This window comes from Nocardiopsis sp. NPDC058631 (assembly GCF_042716955.1).
Lineage (GTDB): Bacteria > Actinomycetota > Actinomycetes > Streptosporangiales > Streptosporangiaceae > Nocardiopsis.
Window position 1 is genome coordinate 153243 of the sequence record NZ_JBHXQY010000001.1, and the last position, 15993, is coordinate 169235.

A 15993-nucleotide genomic window follows, 5' to 3' on the forward strand; every position below is an offset into this window, starting at 1 on the left:
CCGTGTTCCGCGGATCATTGCGGGCTCACAGTCGATCGGCGCAAGCGCCGAGCCAACCGAAAGCATCCACGGAAGACTTCCTAGTCCAGGTAGTCGCGGAGCACCTGCGAACGCGACGGGTGACGGAGCTTCGACATCGTCTTGCTCTCGATCTGCCGGATGCGCTCACGGGTGACCCCGTAGACCTTGCCGATCTCGTCTAAAGTCTTCGGCTGGCCGTCGGTGAGCCCGAACCGCATGGAGACGACCCCGGCCTCGCGCTCGGACAGGGTGTCCAGCACCGAGTGCAGCTGCTCCTGGAGCAGGGTGAAGCTGACCGCCTCGCCCGGCTGGATCGCCTCGGAGTCCTCGATGAGGTCACCGAACTCGCTGTCGCCGTCCTCGCCCAGCGGGGTGTGCAGGGAGATCGGCTCGCGACCGTACTTCTGCACCTCGACGACCTTTTCCGGGGTCATGTCGAGTTCCTTGGCCAGCTCCTCCGGGGTGGGCTCGCGGCCCAGGTCCTGGAGCATCTGGCGCTGGACACGGGCCAGCTTGTTGATGACCTCGACCATGTGCACCGGGATGCGGATGGTGCGGGCCTGGTCGGCCATCGCGCGGGTGATCGCCTGGCGGATCCACCACGTGGCGTAGGTCGAGAACTTGAAGCCCTTGGTGTAGTCGAACTTCTCCACGGCGCGGATCAGACCGAGGTTGCCCTCCTGGATCAGGTCCAGGAACAGCATGCCGCGGCCCGTGTAGCGCTTGGCGAGCGACACGACCAGCCGGAGGTTGGCCTCCAGCAGGTGCTTCTTGGCGCGGCCGCCGTCCTCGGCGATCCACTCCAGCTCGTCGCGCAGCTCGAAGGTGAGGATGTCGGCCTCGTCCGAGAGCTTCTCCTCGGCGAAGAGGCCGGCCTCGATCCGCTTGGCGAGCTCGACCTCCTGCTCGGCGTTGAGGAGCGGCACCTTGCCGATCTGCTTCAGGTAGTCCTTGACCGGGTCCGCGGTGGCTCCGGCCGCGACCACCTGGGCAGCGGGTGCGTCGTCGTCATCGTCGTAGAGGACGAAGGACTCGTCCTCCTTGTCGGACTTCTTGACCGGCGCGCCCACGGCCTCGGGCTTGGCCGGCTTGGCGTCCTTGTCGGACGGGTCCGGGGTGTCCTCGACCAACTCCAGCTCGGCGCCGGTGTGCTCCAGGTCGTCCAAGGCCTCGTCGTCCTCCTCGAACTCGCCTTCCGCGGCCAGCTCCAGGTCCTTCTTGCCCGCCTTCTTGGCGGTCGCGGCCTTCTTGACGGCCGGGCCCTTGGTCGCGGTCGTCTTCTTGGCCGCCGCGGCCTTCTTGGGTGCCGCCTTCTTGGCGGTCGCGGTCTTCTTCACCGCGCCCTTGCGGGCACCGGTGGTGTCCTCCGCGGAGTCGACCACCGCGGTGACCGTCTCGGGCTGCTCGTGGGCGGCCGCGGCGCGCACGGGCTTGGCGGCCCGGCTCGTCGTGGTCGTCGTGGTGGACTTGGTCGAGGTGGACCGCGTGGTCGCCGTCTTGCGCCGCGGAGCCTTGCGCCGGGAGGAGGCCGACTCGGGAACGAGTACGGTCACACCCTCCTTGGCGAGGCTGCGGAGCACGGACTGCGCCTGCGACATCGGAATTTCGGCCTCTTCGAAGGCACGGCGCACGTCCTCGGGCTCAAGAAAGCCCTGGGACCGCCCACGCTCGATCAGCTGCTGAATGACGGGCTCTTGCAGTGACTCGGACTGCTTCGAGCGAGTCGAACTGGCAGATGACACAAACACCTCTCGAACGGACGTGTGGCGAGATTGTCGGACCCAATGGTCCGCCCGGTCAGGACCGGGCACGACACCCTCTCCCACCTGCGGCCTGGGATCGTCCCCACTGGGGCGGGGAAGCCGTTTGTCTTTCAAGCGTATGCGCTCTCGGAGGTCCTCCCCGTGGGGATCACCTCCGCGTCGCGGGGCGGAACGGCTTCTTCACTGTAGGCAAGGCAATGGACTTGTTCGTACGGTCTACCGCTCCGACACGGAATCGATCACCGGAAGCTGGACGGCGAGCAGAGTGACGTCATCATCCTGCTCATACCCATCGAGCATGCTCTCAACAAGGTACTCCAGCATCTGCTGTGGATCGCCCACCACCTCCGGAGGAGCCGACGCCGCCACGCTGACGAGCTCGTCGAGTCCGGAGTCGACGGACCGTTTGCGGTTCTCAACCAGTCCATCGGAGTACAGGGCGACAGTGTTACCGGGTTGCACGAAGAATTTGTGGTGACCTCGTGGCGAGCTGATCCCGAGTGGTGTGTCGGGTTCGGTGTCGAGCAGTGACGGGCCGGCGCTGCCTGCCACGACCAGCGGCGGGAGGTGTCCCGCGTTGCTGAGGTCGAGTTGACCGGTGATCGGGTCCAGGACGAAGTAGACCAGTGTGGTGACCTGGTCCATACCCTCCGTCGCGGTGAACATGCGGTCCAGCCCGGTCAGGACGTCGGCGGGCTCCGGCATGGAGAACGCCAGTGCCCGCAACGCGTTCCGGATGCGACTCATTCCCGCCGCGGCCGAGATCCCCTTGCCCATGACGTCGCCGAGCACCCCGGCCACGCGCCCGTCGGGCAGCGGGAAGGCGTCGTACCAGTCGCCCCCGACCTGCACGTTCTGGGAGCCGGAGCGGTAGTAGGCGGCGAGTCGCACCCCCTGGACCGCGGGGAGCTCCTCCGGCAGCAGGCTGCGCTGGAGTTCCTCGGCGGTACTGTGCTCCTGCTCGTAGAGGGTGGCCCGGCCGATGGCGAGCGCGCACTGCCCCGCCAGGGCCTCCAGGAACACGCGTTCCTCGTCGGTCACCGCGCGGGGCGCGGAGAAGGCGAAGCGCAGCGCACCGATGGGCCGTCCGGCGACCATCATCGGCAGAGCCACCCAGGCGCGCTCGTGCGTGGACCGGACGAGTTCGGCGGCCACGGGCGCGTCGTCGAGCAGCGCGGCGAGCTCGGCCGGGTTGGCGGCCAGGCGGGGCTGGCCGTCGGCGACCGCTCTGGCGGCGATGTCCGGATGGTCCAGGGGGAACGCGGGTCTGGGCAGGGGGTGTTCCTGCGCGGCGGCTATGGTGCGCAGGCGCAGGCGATCGCGGTCGAGCAGAACCACGCAGGTGTGGTCGGCACCCACTCCGGAGCGGCCGATCTCCGACATGGCGTTGACGACCTCGTCGGCGGTGAGCGCCTCGGCGAGGTCGGAGGTGGCCTTCTGGAGGCGGGCGGTCCGCATGGCCGCCTCGCTGAGCTGCTGGTTGAGGCGCTGGCGGAGCTCGTCCGCCTCGCGTTCGGTGGTGATGTCGACGAGGGTGCCGACCCACTCGGCCGTCTCGGCGCCGTCCATGATCGGGTTGGCCCGCGCCCGGTAGTGGCTGTAGCCGCCCGAGCGGGTGCGCACCCGGAACATGGCGTCGAAGGGCGTGATGTCGAGGACGGCGTCGTCCCAGGCCCGCTCGACGCGGGGCCGGTCGTCGGGGTGCAGCGCGTCGAGCCAGCCGCGGCCGAGGTAGCGGTCGAGTTCCTGCCCGGTGATGGCCCTCCACTGGGGGCAGTCCTCGTGGACGTCGCCGCCGGCCCCTGCGGCCCAGACGATCTGGTTGCCCGCCTGGAGCAGTGCCCGCAGCCGCTGCTCGTCGCGGCGGGTGGTGCCGCCGTCGTGCGCGGCGATGAGGGCGACGTGCTCGTCCCCGGTGCCGGGGTCGGTGATCGGGAACCAGGTGAGGTCCCAGACCTGGCCGGAGGTCGTGCGATGGCGGTCGCGGATCGCGAGCCCGTTCTCGCGCACAGCGGCCAGAGAGGCGCGGTGGCTGGCGGCGGCGACCTGGTCGCCGCTCTCCTCCAGGAGGTCGTCGGGTGTCCGGCCGAGGCATTCGGCCGGGGTGCGCCCGAGGAGGACGGCCAACCGCTGGTTGATCGTTCCGAAGACGTCGTCGGGGCCGAGGAGGGCGAATCCGATCGGGGAGTCGGTGAGAAGGGATATCACCGCGTCCGGGAGTTGTGCCCTGCTGAGTCGGGGTGGGGGAATGGACGTCTCGGCGCTCAACTGCTCGACACCTCCGGAACCGTCGGATTCCCCACTCGTTTTCCGCTGGGGCTTCTGCCTTGACCGCGTGGCCCCCGTCAACCGGGCGGGCCGCCCGCGGGGTGAAACCGGAGGGTGCGGCGCCGAGGACGAACGGTGGCTCCGCGACTCCCGGGAGTCACGCTCCATGACTCCTCTCGGCCGCTGTCACGGCTCAAGCATAAGACACACCCGTCCGCGCGCAACGGCCGTCGCACCGGGGGACCGCCTGTGGGGTCGGAAGGTAAATGGTAGGCCACCGCGGGGTCCCGACAGGGCGGACCAGCGGTTTTCCCGGCGTGTTTTCCCACAATTACCGGTGATGGGCGATGGTGGCGGGTTTGGCTGCACCGACCCGAAACGCGAATGTTCTATGTCCGATTCGCACCTTTCGATGCTTCGACCTGCGGTAACTGTGCGACTCAGGTAAAAGGTGCCTCTCCGAGGTTTTATCAGCCGCGTGCCGTGAGAGGGGTTGACAGCCCGTCAGGAACAAGTGGAATGGGTGGAGGTCACCGTCCAGGCCATCTCCAGTTAGGGGTGTGAGCGAGAATGCTCCAGACCTTCCCTGTCCAGGATCTCAGACAGATCTCGGCACGGCTCCATGACGAGTTCAGCGGCTTGTCCCGCCGCGCCGTCGAACGCTGCGTCAGTGACACCTGGCAGTGCGTCGAACACCTGGGCATCACGGTCACACCCCACCTGGTCGAGCGGGTCGCCCGCGAGCACCTGGAGGCGATGGTGAACTCGGTGCCTCCCTCCCAGGCCATCCGGACCACGCCCCGCAGGCCGGGCGCACCGTTCTTCACCGGCCACCGCGCCGTCCCCCGGCCGCGCTGAGCCCCTCCCCGGGCCACGGTCCGTGCGCCGCGCCCCGAGGGCAGCGGCGCCCCACCCGTGTCCGGGAGCGGGCGGGCCCGGATCGCGCCGACGGGAGCCCCATGCCCGGGGCTGTCATACGCTCGGACCGTGCCCTCCCCTACACCTCCCACGCCCACAGGTCCGGAACCGGTGCCCGGCGCCGTCTTCGACGAGATGCTGCGCGCCTCCCGGGCGATGCTCGCCATGCGCCATCCTCTCGACGCCGAACTGGCGTTCAGTGAACTGCTCGGCAGCTGGTGGGGCGAGCGGGTGCCTGGCGTGGACGTCGAGCGGCTTCTCGGCGAGGGCCTGATCGCGCACGCCACCGCCTCGGGCAAGCCCGCGGGGCTGGGCGTGCTGGCGGCGATCACCGCCCTGGGCACGTCGGCCGACCAGCGGAGTCTGGCCGAACAGGGGGTGATCGCCCTCCAGGAGCGCGGCCTCCAGGTGCCCCGCTGGGCCTCCCAGCTGGGCGCGGTCAGCCCCGTGGCCGCCTATGTCAACAGCGACCAGTTCGGCGACACCGACGACGTGGTGTGCGTGTTCAGCCGCGACGGGGTCCCCGCCGACGGGACCGGGACGCTCCCGCCCGAGCACGCGCTGATCCTGGTCCTGGACCACAACGGCGGCGGGGTCCTGCGCGACGCGTGGGTCACGACCAAGGTGGAACAGCTGCTCGACCGCTGCCGTGAACGGGCCGAGGCGGACGAGTTCGCCCGGTTCTCCCAGGTGGAGCTGACAACGGCGCGGGCCCTGCTGTCCCGGGCGCTGGACCGGACCGAGCAGATGGTGGCCGGAGCGTCGTCCGACAGGGCCGCGGGGCCGACCGTCGAGCCCATCGGCCTGACCGTCTCCGACCTGACCGGGGGCTCCTTGGCCGCGCACTTCGCCCTGGCCAACGCCCGGGTGCGCACGCTTCCCGGTCCGCCCGACGGTGTCGACGCCTCACCCGTGCCGGTGTGGCGGCGCGACCGGCGCGCCGTGCTGGCCGCCCGCTTCCTGGCCTCGGACGAGGCCGCGGAACTCTCCGACTCCTACGCGGCGAGCCGCTGCGCCGACCACATCATCGCGCACGGCTGCGACGTGGACAGCGGTCGGCCGATGCGGGTCAGCCCGCGCAAGGTGGAGTCCTTCCTGCTGCACTGGCTACCCGGGCGCGTGGTGCTGCTGCGCGAGGAACAGGAGGCCATGCCGCACGTACTGGCCGCGTGGGTGCGCTGGGCCGGTGCCCAGGGCGGGCTGCCGGACGTGGCGGTGGGCGCGACGCTGGACACGGTGTGGGAGTCGACCGCGGAGTTCGCCCGGGTCTACCGCGACCCCGCGCGCCCGCTCGGGCTGCGCCAGGAGGCGGTGCGCCGGCTGCTGCCGGACGGGGACTTCGCGTCGCTGGCGCGGCGGATGTTCGCGTTCCCCCTGTTGGCGAGCGAGATGGTGACGTGGGCGCCGGAGGAGTTCGACCCGGACACCGCGCAGGGACGGCGGGCCCTGCTGCGCCTGGACCACTACGGCGAGTACGAGGCGGCCACCCCGCACAGCGGTCGGCACTCCAGCGGCCGGGACCGGTGGTACCGGCCGGTCACCGGCGGCGATCCCGAGCGGGAGCTGCAACTGGACCGCCACGAGCGCCTGGCCCGGCGGCTCTGGCACGGGCGGCCCGCCAATCTGTGGGCCGCGGCACGGCGGATGCTGGACCGGGGCGTGGCCCGCCCCGCCGTACTGGCCGCGTTGGGCGAGGTCCTGGACTCGGCGTCCTCCGAGAGCGACCTGCGCCGCCGGCTGGACTCCTTGTAGGACCGCCGGACCGCCGGTGCCCCCCGGGGTCCGGTCGCGGGCCCCGGGCGGTCCGCGCTACCGGAGCATGCGCTCCCGGAGCAGCTCCACCGTGCCCCCGGCCAGTTCGAGGCCGTCGACGACGTAGTTGTCGAAGGAGCCGTACACCTCGTCGATGTGGCCGAACGCGGTGTCCAGGTACTCGGCCCGGACCCGGGTCATCGGCACGACCTCCTCCCAGGGGAGGCCGCTGTTCTCGGACAGCAGCCGCATCCACTTGTCGGTGTTGGCCTGCCGCTCGTTGCTGGCCAGGTAGTCGGTCACCACGGTCTCCCGGTCCACCCCCAGCAGGCCGAGCAGCAGGGCGGCGCCCCAGCCGGTGCGGTCCTTGCCCGCGCTGCAGTGGAAGACCAGGGCGGTCGGGCCCTTGGCGGCCCGCTCGACCAGGTCGCGGTAGCCGGTGAGCGCCTCGGCGTCGGTGACCAGCTCGCGGTAGACACCGTGCATGAAGCGCTCGGCGGCGCCGTCGGCGAACATGCGCCGGGCGACCTCGGGGTCGGCGAGCGCGGCGGAGAAGTTGGCGCCCGCCGCCTCCGGGTTCTGCACGGACACGGCGGCGTACGCGGCGCCCTCCGGCGTGATGTCGGGCAGGTTCTCCCGCTCGTGGAGGGTGCGCAGGTCCACCAGCTGCCGGATACCCAGGCCGTTGTAGACCTCCACCTCCTCCTCGGAGATCGAGTGGAGGGCGTCGGACCTGTACAGCAGGCCGTGGCGGACCGTGCGTCCTGTGGCGGTGCGGAGCCCGCCCAGATCGCGGAAGTTGGGGGCACTGGAGAGGATGAAACCGTCATTCGTCACGCTCGCGACGATACCCACCCAACCGGTGCCCCGTCAGCCCACGTCCGACCTCTCGGGGAAGGCGGTCAGTGCCCGCCGCGCATGGCGGTGATCTCCTCGCCCGCCTCCTTGACGTCCTTGGCGGTGTCCACGCCGCGCCAGAACCCGTCGATCCTGTACGCGGTCAGACGCCCCTTCTCGGCCAGGTCGGGGAAGGTGGAGGACTCGTGGTCCCCCTTGGCGGGCAGCAGGGGGGTGATGCCCGGCTCGAACAGGTACACCCCGGCGTTGATCCACACCGGCAGCAGCGGACTCTGGGTGAACCCCTCGATCCGGTCCTGGTCGTCCACGTCCACGATGCCCCAGGTCGTGCGGAACTGGGCGAGGGCGAGGGTGGCCAGGCCGTCCTTCGCGCGGTGGTGTGCGGCCAGCTCGTCCAGGGGGAACCAGGTGAGGACGTCGCCGTTGAGCGCGAAGTAGGGGGCGGCCTGGTCGCGCAGGCCGGTCGCGGCGTAGCGCAGGGCACCGCCGCGCCCCAGCGGCTCGTCCTCGACCAGGAGCGACACCTCGGGCCCGCCCTCACGGGCCGCGAGGTGCTCGCGCAGGACCTCGGCCTTGTAGCCGCAGGACACCACGACCTGCTCGACCCCGTGGCCGGCCAGCCACTCCAGCTGGTAGTCGATGATGGGCCGTCCGGCCACCTCCACCATCGCCTTGGGGCGGGTGTCGGTGTAGGGCCGCAACCGGGTGGCCTGCCCACCGGCGAGGATGAGCGCCTGGGTGACGGGGGACGTGGATGATGAGGGTGCAGCGGTCATGCGTCGGACACTAGCACCACGCCCGTCAGGGGATCCTGGGCGTCCCGGGCCGGTCCGCAGGCCCCTCCCGCCCCCGCGTATCCAACCTCTCAGGTCAGTGCGCCCAGGGCGTGTTCCGTGGATGCTTTCGGTTGACTCGGCGCTTGCGCCGATCGACGCGAGCGGCTGCCAGGCCATCTCTCGCAAGACGAGTAGCGCAGGTCAGCCCGGGTTCGGCTGTCCAAGCGCAGTCGGCGCGGCGAGAGGCAGCCTGGGGGGACGCGAGCCCGCAATGATCCGCGGAACACGGCCTAGGACTGCTGGGTGGCCTCGGCGTAGGCCTTGCGAACGTCCGCGCTCGTGACGAGGGTGAGCTCGGCGGCCGTGGCGTCCTCCCCCATCTCCTGAGAGACCCGAAGGTCCCGGTGGGAGCACGCCTTCTCGAACAGGGAGCGCGCGAAGCGCCCGTTGCCCAGGTCGTCGATCCACCCGGCCACGCACACGTGCCCGAAGATGCTCCGCAGGTCCTCGCGGGCGGTGTCGTCGAACGTGTCCCCGGTACGGGCGGCCACCGCCTCGGCGATCGCGGTGAGCTCGTCCGCGCTGTAGGAGGGGAAGCGCACCCGTACGTTGAACCTGGACGACAGCCCGGCGTTGGAGGCCAGGAAGCGCTCCATCTCGGCCGGATACCCGGCGAGCACCACCACGAGCCTGGAGCGGTCGTCCTCGGCGCGCTTGAGCAGGGTCTGGACGGCTTCGGCCCCGAAGGCGTCCCCGCCGCTGTAGCCGGGATTGACCAGGGAGTACGCCTCGTCCACGAACAGCACTCCGCCCAGGGCCCGGTCCACGAGCCGGTTGGTCTTGACGGCCGTCGCCCCCAGGTGCTCCCCGACCAGGTCGGCGCGCTGGGCCTCGACCACGTCGGCACGGCCGAGCAGGCCGAGGGCGGAGAACACGCGGCCGAGTACCCGGGCGACCGTGGTCTTGCCGGTGCCGGGCGGCCCCGAGAACACGAAGTGCCGCATGGGCGCCTGGTTGAGCAGACCCTGCTCCTCGCGGAGCTTGGCCACGCGCAGCTGGGCCACGATGGAGCGGACCTGCTGCTTGACCGGTTCCAGCCCGATCATGGCGTCCAGTTCGGCCAGGGCCTCCTCGATGCCCGGCGCCGTGCCGAACCCCGGCAGGCGGGAGGTCAGCTCGGCGTGGGCGGCCTCGACGTCGACGGCCCGGACCGTGATGAGGTCCTCCGCCTCGGGGCGCGGCGCGGGCGTGCCGTCGGCCACCCCGGTGGTGACCACGCGTACGTCCCTGGCCTGGGCCGCCTTCTCGACCACCGAGCGGGCGAAGCGGCCGTTTCCGAGGTCGTCGACGACCTCGCGCTGGACCACCTGGTCGAATCTGCGCCGCAGAGCGCGTGCCGCGTCGGCTTCGAGCGTGTCGCCCCGCTGGTGGACGAGGGACTCGGCGATGCGGAAGAGCTCGTCGGAGGAGTAGCTGGGAAAGGTGATCCGGGTGGCGAAGCGGGAGGCCAGGCCGGGGTTGGAGGCCAGGAAGGCATCCATCTCCTTCTCGTAGCCGGCGAGGACGACGACGAGCTGGTCGCGGTCGTCCTCCGCGCGCTTGAGCAGGGTCTGCACCGCCTCGTTCCCGAACCGGTCGGACTGGCCGTCACCCTCGTTGACCAGGGAGTAGGCCTCGTCGATGAACAGGACGCCGCCGAGGGCCCGGTCGATGAGCTCGTTGGTCTTGATCGCGGTGGCGCCCAGGTACTCCCCCACCAGGTCGGCGCGCTGGGCCTCGACCACCCGGGAGGTGGGCAGCAGTCCGAAGGAGTGGAAGATCGTGGCCAGGGTGCGGGCGACGCTGGTCTTGCCCGTGCCGGGCGGCCCGGAGAAGACCAGGTGGCGCAGCGGGCGTTCGACGGGAAACCCGGCGTCGGCACGCAGCCGGGCGGCCTCGATGGAGGCCGCGATGCCGCGGACCTGCTGTTTGACCGGGTCGAGACCGATCATGTCCTCCAGCTCGGCCAGGGCCTGGTCGACGGGGACCGGCTCGTCGTCGGGGGCCTCGCCCCCGTTCGGACGGGCGGTGCCGGGGCCGGTGTCGGAGCGGCCGCGCAGGGGCTGGGGGCGGCCCCTGCGGCCCGCACCCTCACCCCCGGAGGCCCGGTCGGACCTGTTCGTACGGCCGGACCGGGACACGGGCACGGACGAGGCGTTCTCACGCCGGTTGGCCTCGCTCTCCCTGGTGATCTGGCGGGACGCGGAGAGGCGCCACAGCAGGCACGCGCCGGCGGCGGCGTACAGCGCGACGATGCCCCAGGAGGCGGAGAAGGGCTCGATGACCATCCCCGCCAGGGCCACCGAGAACCCGGCGACCAGCCCGGCGGTGAGGGAGAGCACGGCGGTGTGCCAGGCGGGGAACTCCCTGGCCCGTCCGGCGGCGAGCACGACGAGCAGTGGCAGCGGAAGGACCAGCAGGGTGACGGGTTCACCGGTGAGGGGGATCTGGAACAGGGGGACGGCCACCGCCAGCCACACGACGCACACGACGACGGTGAGGAAGGCGTCGAGGGAGCGCATGAGCGCGGCGAACGCCATCATCACGACGAGGGCCGCGCTGGCCGCTCCCAGGATGGGGGCGCCGGCGACCAGGGCCGTGACGGCGACGGCCGTGACCAGGGCCAGCGCGGCCACGAGCCGCCTGATCGGGGGGATGCCGTGGTAGAGCGCGCGCAGGCGGTCGAGTCCCGAGGCGCGTCCCGGCTCCGCGGCGGCGGCGGAGCGCATCTCGCGCGTCATCCATGCACCTTCCTGCGTGGGGGTCCGTGGGCGGTCGGCTCTCCTGGCGGTGGAGGGTAGGGCCGGTCGGAGTCGGAGGGCCGACGTCCACAGCCAAAGCCTTGCCCCAAGTGGAGCGGATGTCCAGTGCGGTGCGGCGTGTCGTGTGCGGCGGGCCGGGCCCGCAGGCCCTCGCCGCAGGGTCGTTCTGCCCGGTCGGACGGTCTCAGAGGAGGGGGATCTGTCCCCCCGGGGCGGGCCGGATCCGGCGCAGGTGCCTCCAGCGCGGCAGGTCGTCCAGGTAGGCCCAGCTCATGCGGTGGTGCGGCGTCGGCCCGGACTCGGCGAGCATGGCCCGGTGCACCGGCGAGGGGTACCCGGCGGCCCGTTCGAACCCGTACCCGGGGTGGTCGGCGGCGAGGTCCGCCATCAGGGCGTCGCGGTGGACCTTGGCCAGGATCGCGGCGGCGGCGACACTGACGCAGGTGAGGTCGCCCTTGACCTGGGTGCGGACCCGCCAGGGGCGGCCGATGAAGTCGTGCCTTCCGTCGAGGACGACGGCGTCGGGACGGGGGGCGAGGGCGTCCAGCGCGCGGCGGGAGGCCCGGTGCAGGGCCTCGGTCATGCCGACCTCGTCGATCTCCTCGGGCGCGGACCAGCCGAACGCGTGGTCGGCGACCCAGGGCCTGAGCTGCTCGGCGAGTTCCGTGCGGCGCTTGGGGGTGAGGCGTTTGGAATCGGTCAGCCCCGCGGGCGGTTCTCCCCCACCCGGCACGGCGGCGCAGACGAGGAGGGGCCCGGCCCAGGCGCCCCGGCCCACCTCGTCGACCCCGGCGACCACCCGCGCCCCGAGGGAGCGGAGCTCGTTCTCGACCTCGAAGGTCGGGGCGGCAGGCGGCGTGGCTGTCCTGGAAGTCGTCGGCACCCTCCCACCCTAGGACGGGACGGACTCCTCTCGCACCCGTTCCCGGGAGGGAGGGGACAGCCGCAGGGCGGCGACGAGCACGGCCGCGGTGGTCAGTGAGGCGAGCACGAGGAGCACGGGTTGTCCGAGGACGGCCAGGAGCGTGCTTCCCGCGGCGAAGCCGAGGTTCTGGGCGGCGAAGGCCCACGAGAGGTATCCCGCCCGCTGGGCCTCCGGGACGGCGACGTCGATCATGTGCGAGCGCAGTCCGAGGAGGGCGGCCACGGGGAGCCCGCTCAGGGTGAGGGCGAGGACGGCCACGGGGAGGGAGGGCCCGGAGGCCAGCAGCAGGCAGCCCGCGACCAGCAGGGCCGCCGAGGCCGAGGCCCAGGCCGCCTCGCGGCGTCCGGGGGTGCGCGCGGCGTCGAGGTAGCCTCCGGCGACACTCGCGGCCGACAGGACGAGGAAGACGGTCCAGGCCGTGCCCGCGTCGAACCCGTAGGAGACGACGAGGGCGGTGGCCCCCACCTCGACCGCGGCGAAGTACAGGCCGATCGCGGCGCCGAAGAGGATCCAGGACACGGCGGCGGTGTTCCAGCGCAACCGGTGCTTGCCGGTGCGGGCTGGTCGCGGGTTCGCGTACTCCGGGGAGGGGGCGGCGGGAACCGTGGAGGTCCCCGTCTCCCCGGCCGTTCCGTCCCCGTGGCCCGCAGCGGTTCCCGTGGGGACAGGGGCTGCGCTGTCCGGCAGCCCCGCGAAGGGGAGGACGGCGACGGCCACCAGGCTGATCACGGCCACTGCGGCGATCGGCCCCAGGGGGTGCGTGGGCGCGGCGGCGGCGACCGCGAGCGGCGCGAGGAAGATCAGCAGGTCCATGAACGTCACGTCGACGGTGGAGGCGGACCGCGCTGCTCCCTCCGGCACGGTACGCGGCAGCTGGGAGCGGATGACTCCCCCGGACCCGGCGATCGCGGTACCCGCCAGGGCGGCACACGCGTGCCAGGACCACTCCGGCTGCCCCGTGCCGACGGCGGCCCAGACCGCGAGCCAGAGCAGCCCGTGGGCGGCCATCTGGGTGCCGAGGACCCGCCGGGCGGGCCAACGGCCGACGACGCGGGCGGCGAAGGGGGTCGCGGCCAGGGTGCCGAGCACGTGGCAGGTGGTCATCAGCGCGCCGGTGTCGATCCGGCCGGTCAGGAGCAGGCTGGTGGTGGTCGCGGCGACGGCGATCATGAGCGCCGGTGCCCGGCACAGTGCGGCGACGAGGGAGTAGGACCAGAAAGCTCGGGAGGTGAGGGTGGCCCTGAGGGGGGAATCCATGAAGCAACCGTAACGCAAGACAACGACAATCTAGCGTTACATGGGAGGATCCACCCATGACCTCGGAACCCTCCGCGGAAGGCCTTCTCCGCGCCGTGCTCGACCTCGTGGCCACCCGACCGCTCGGCCCCTGGCCCGAGGAGCTGCACTCGCTCGACCGGCTCGGCCCGCTCGCCCCCGCACCCGGGTCCGGCTCCCCGAGCGACCTCGACGACGTGCGCGGCCTCCGCGACCGCCTCGCACCGCTCGTCCTGGACCCGGACCCGGGGTCGGCCCCCGCCGCACTGTCGGCGCTCGCCCGGGAGTTCGCGCTCGCCCCGGTGGTCGACGCCCTGGGCGGCCCCGTCCGGCACGAGAGCCCCGACCCGCGCACCGTCGCGCGCGTCGCCGAGGTCCTCGTCCCCGGGCTCATGCACGCCTGGGCGGCCGGGCTCCTGTCCCGCGTCCACGCGTGCGGGGCCGACAACTGCGAGACGCCCTTCATGGACACCTCCCACCGCGCGAACCGGCACTACTGCTCCGACCGGTGCTCGACCCGGATGCGCGTGCGCAGGCACAGAGCGCGGGCGCCACAAATTTGAGGGGGCGTGCGGAGGACGCCGGCGCGGGCCGGGAACGCGCATCCGGCGTTCTTTGTGCGACTCGCCGTAGGTCACAACGAGTCATGAGTGATTACTTTCGGTAGTTTCCGCTTGTGAGGACTGCCGTACCGGGTCGCCCGGGAGGAATGGACATGCAGCGCGCCAAGCCGTATCCCCGGCCGCGGATTCCCCGGGGGCGCCTGTACGACGTCGTCGCCACCCTCACCCGGGTGGGCGTGGGAGGCATGTTCGCCGAGTACGGCCTCGCACTGCGCGGGCGGGAGGAGGCGGTGGCCGAACACCTGTCCGCGTCCGGAATGCCCGGAGCGACCTTCGGCGCGCAGATCATCCCCGCCCTGCTCGTCTCCCTCTCACTCGCCTTCGCCGTGGGTCTGCTCACATGGCTCACGGGTCCGATGCTCTCCGGGGCGGCCGTGCTGGGCGCCCTCACAGCGGGCTCCCCGGACCTGGCCCCGTTCTCCTCATGGGCGGCGACTGCACTGGTCACAGCGGTGTGCCTGCTGATGGCGGTCAGCTCGGGCCGGTGGTCCTGGGACTACATCGTCCTGGCCCCGGAGATGTTCGAGAGGCCCCGGACCCCGGACCGTAAACCCCCGGTGACACCGAGGAAAACCACCACCGATTCCCCTCGCCGCCCCGAACACGCGCCGCCACTGCTCTATCCTGTGGGACAGGCCGCGTTACGACGGCCGTATCGCCTCTGACGCGGCTCGCTCGGCCCTTCTCCATCGTGCCTCCGGCCCGCGTCTCCACACGGATTCGGTGGGGGGAACGCCATGTCCGCCGCAGCTCCCGGCCCGGCCCCTGACGGGTCCGTGGCCAAACTGATCGAGATCGCCGGGAAGCCGACACTCGGTCAGCGCATGATCAGCTGGGCCTCGCGCCCACCCGGTCGGCTCTACATCCCCGCCTGCGGGGTGGTCGGCCTCGTTCTGCTGTTCGAGGACAGCGTCCCGGCCGGCCACCTGCCCACGTTCCTCGTCGGCCTGGTCGGCGGACTCCTCCTCGCGGGGATGGGCGCCCTGCGCCTGGGGATCGCCCTGGCCGTGGCCCGGCCGATGATCCGGCACTACTGGCTGCGCTGGATCTCCGCGCCCCTGATCGCCGCCGCGGCCATCGGGGTGTCCGCGGTCGACCTCCCGCTGCAGGCCCGGGTGCAGGCGTCCTCGGAGGACCTGCTCGCGCTCCGGCAGGAGGCCGAGGACCCCACCACCATCCCGCTCAACGGCCGGCAGGTGGGCCTGTACTCGCTGCGCAGCATCTCGGTGACCGAGGACGTCACGCACTTCACGGTCGAGGGCGCGGGGCTCTTCGGCCCCTCCGGCCTGGCCTACAGCACGGGTGCGGTTCCCGAGGGGGTCTTCGTCCCCGGGCAGGGATCGAAGATCTACGAGCACATCTCCGACGACTGGTACGTGTGGGTCGACCACTGACCCGCTCACCCCTCCCACGGCGCCCCGGCGCCCCCGGCGCCCGGGGGACCGGGGCGCCGTCGTCCGCACCCCGGGGTTGCGCGGGTTCGCCGGGCGGTCGCACCTTCTTACCCTGTTCTTTGCCGTCCGCTGTCCCGTTCCAACACGGCTCTCACTTTCGGCCTGTACACAGGGAGGCGCCCCCCGGGAGGAGCCCGTCTCCTCCCCCGGCAGCGTTGCCAACCCTGAGGAGATGCTTCATGCGCGAGTTCGCGCTCACCCTTCACGTGCGCATCCACGAGTCGATCACCGCGCTGCGCAGGGCCCACGCGAGAGGCGACGACGACCTGGCCAGAGCCCAGGCCGGCGAGATCCAGGACCTGGTGGATATCGCGGCCCGGCACGGGATCGACCTCGGGGCAGGCTACTCCGCGCTCACCCTCGCGGGCTGAGCCCGAACGTCCGCGACCCCGGGCGGTCCGCGGACACCGCGCAGGGGGAGGACCCGCGACCTGGTCCCGGTCGCGGGTCCTCCCCCTGTCGTACACCCGGCGGTCGGGCCCGTTCCCCCGGCCCCGGACGACCGCCCGCCGGCCCGGAAACCTCCCGGGAACGGTCTCGGGCGTGGTCCGTGGATGCT

Annotated in this window: 13 protein-coding genes; 6 read left to right on the forward strand and 7 right to left on the reverse strand. The window is 72.0% G+C overall.

Annotated elements, in window-relative coordinates:
• Positions 1-80: 80 nt before the first annotated feature.
• Both ACFWTE_RS00685 and ACFWTE_RS00690 read right to left on the reverse strand, forming a co-directional pair.
• Positions 81-1763, reverse strand: a complete 1683-nt coding sequence (locus tag ACFWTE_RS00685) for an RNA polymerase sigma factor (RefSeq protein ID WP_378776495.1) — start codon at positions 1761-1763, stop codon at positions 81-83.
• 237 nt (positions 1764-2000) lie between these two features.
• The gene (locus ACFWTE_RS00690; protein WP_378776497.1) at positions 2001-4052 is read right to left on the reverse strand and encodes a SpoIIE family protein phosphatase; all 2052 of its coding nucleotides are present in this window, start codon (positions 4050-4052) and stop codon (positions 2001-2003) included.
• A gap of 570 nt (positions 4053-4622) precedes the next feature.
• Here ACFWTE_RS00690 and ACFWTE_RS00695 point away from each other — a divergent pair.
• On the forward strand, positions 4623-4910 hold the full coding sequence (locus tag ACFWTE_RS00695; RefSeq protein ID WP_378776499.1) for a three-helix bundle dimerization domain-containing protein: 288 nt from the start codon (positions 4623-4625) through the stop codon (positions 4908-4910).
• 195 nt (positions 4911-5105) lie between these two features.
• Complete coding sequence (locus tag ACFWTE_RS00700; RefSeq protein ID WP_378776683.1) at positions 5106-6722, forward strand: hypothetical protein; 1617 nt, start codon at positions 5106-5108, stop codon at positions 6720-6722.
• A gap of 57 nt (positions 6723-6779) precedes the next feature.
• Here ACFWTE_RS00700 and ACFWTE_RS00705 read toward each other — a convergent pair whose 3' ends face one another.
• The 5 genes from ACFWTE_RS00705 to ACFWTE_RS00725 form a co-directional block, all read right to left on the reverse strand.
• Entirely contained in the window at positions 6780-7577 is a 798-nt protein-coding gene (locus ACFWTE_RS00705) for a tyrosine-protein phosphatase (RefSeq protein ID WP_378776501.1), read from the reverse strand.
• A 47-nt stretch (positions 7578-7624) separates the two neighbouring features.
• Entirely contained in the window at positions 7625-8356 is a 732-nt protein-coding gene (locus ACFWTE_RS00710; protein ID WP_378776503.1) for an NDP-sugar synthase, read from the reverse strand.
• A gap of 290 nt (positions 8357-8646) precedes the next feature.
• The gene (locus ACFWTE_RS00715) at positions 8647-11136 is read right to left on the reverse strand and encodes an AAA family ATPase (RefSeq protein WP_378776505.1); all 2490 of its coding nucleotides are present in this window, start codon (positions 11134-11136) and stop codon (positions 8647-8649) included.
• 205 nt (positions 11137-11341) lie between these two features.
• The gene (locus ACFWTE_RS00720) at positions 11342-12040 is read right to left on the reverse strand and encodes a ribonuclease HII (RefSeq protein ID WP_378776507.1); all 699 of its coding nucleotides are present in this window, start codon (positions 12038-12040) and stop codon (positions 11342-11344) included.
• A 9-nt stretch (positions 12041-12049) separates the two neighbouring features.
• Complete coding sequence (locus tag ACFWTE_RS00725) at positions 12050-13339, reverse strand: MFS transporter (protein ID WP_378776509.1); 1290 nt, start codon at positions 13337-13339, stop codon at positions 12050-12052.
• Between the two features lie 56 nt (positions 13340-13395).
• Between ACFWTE_RS00725 and ACFWTE_RS00730 the strand changes: the two genes are divergently transcribed.
• From ACFWTE_RS00730 to ACFWTE_RS00745, 4 genes are all read left to right on the forward strand, one after another.
• Complete coding sequence (locus ACFWTE_RS00730; protein WP_378776511.1) at positions 13396-13920, forward strand: CGNR zinc finger domain-containing protein; 525 nt, start codon at positions 13396-13398, stop codon at positions 13918-13920.
• Between the two features lie 152 nt (positions 13921-14072).
• Positions 14073-14645 carry a DoxX family protein gene (locus tag ACFWTE_RS00735; RefSeq protein WP_378776512.1) on the forward strand — a complete coding sequence of 191 codons (573 nt, stop codon included), beginning with the start codon at positions 14073-14075 and terminating at the stop codon, positions 14643-14645.
• Between the two features lie 72 nt (positions 14646-14717).
• Positions 14718-15374, forward strand: coding sequence for a hypothetical protein (locus ACFWTE_RS00740; protein WP_378776514.1), 657 nt, complete (start codon positions 14718-14720; stop codon positions 15372-15374).
• A 239-nt stretch (positions 15375-15613) separates the two neighbouring features.
• Positions 15614-15805, forward strand: coding sequence for a hypothetical protein (locus tag ACFWTE_RS00745; RefSeq protein ID WP_378776516.1), 192 nt, complete (start codon positions 15614-15616; stop codon positions 15803-15805).
• The last annotated feature ends 188 nt before the right edge of the window (positions 15806-15993 follow it).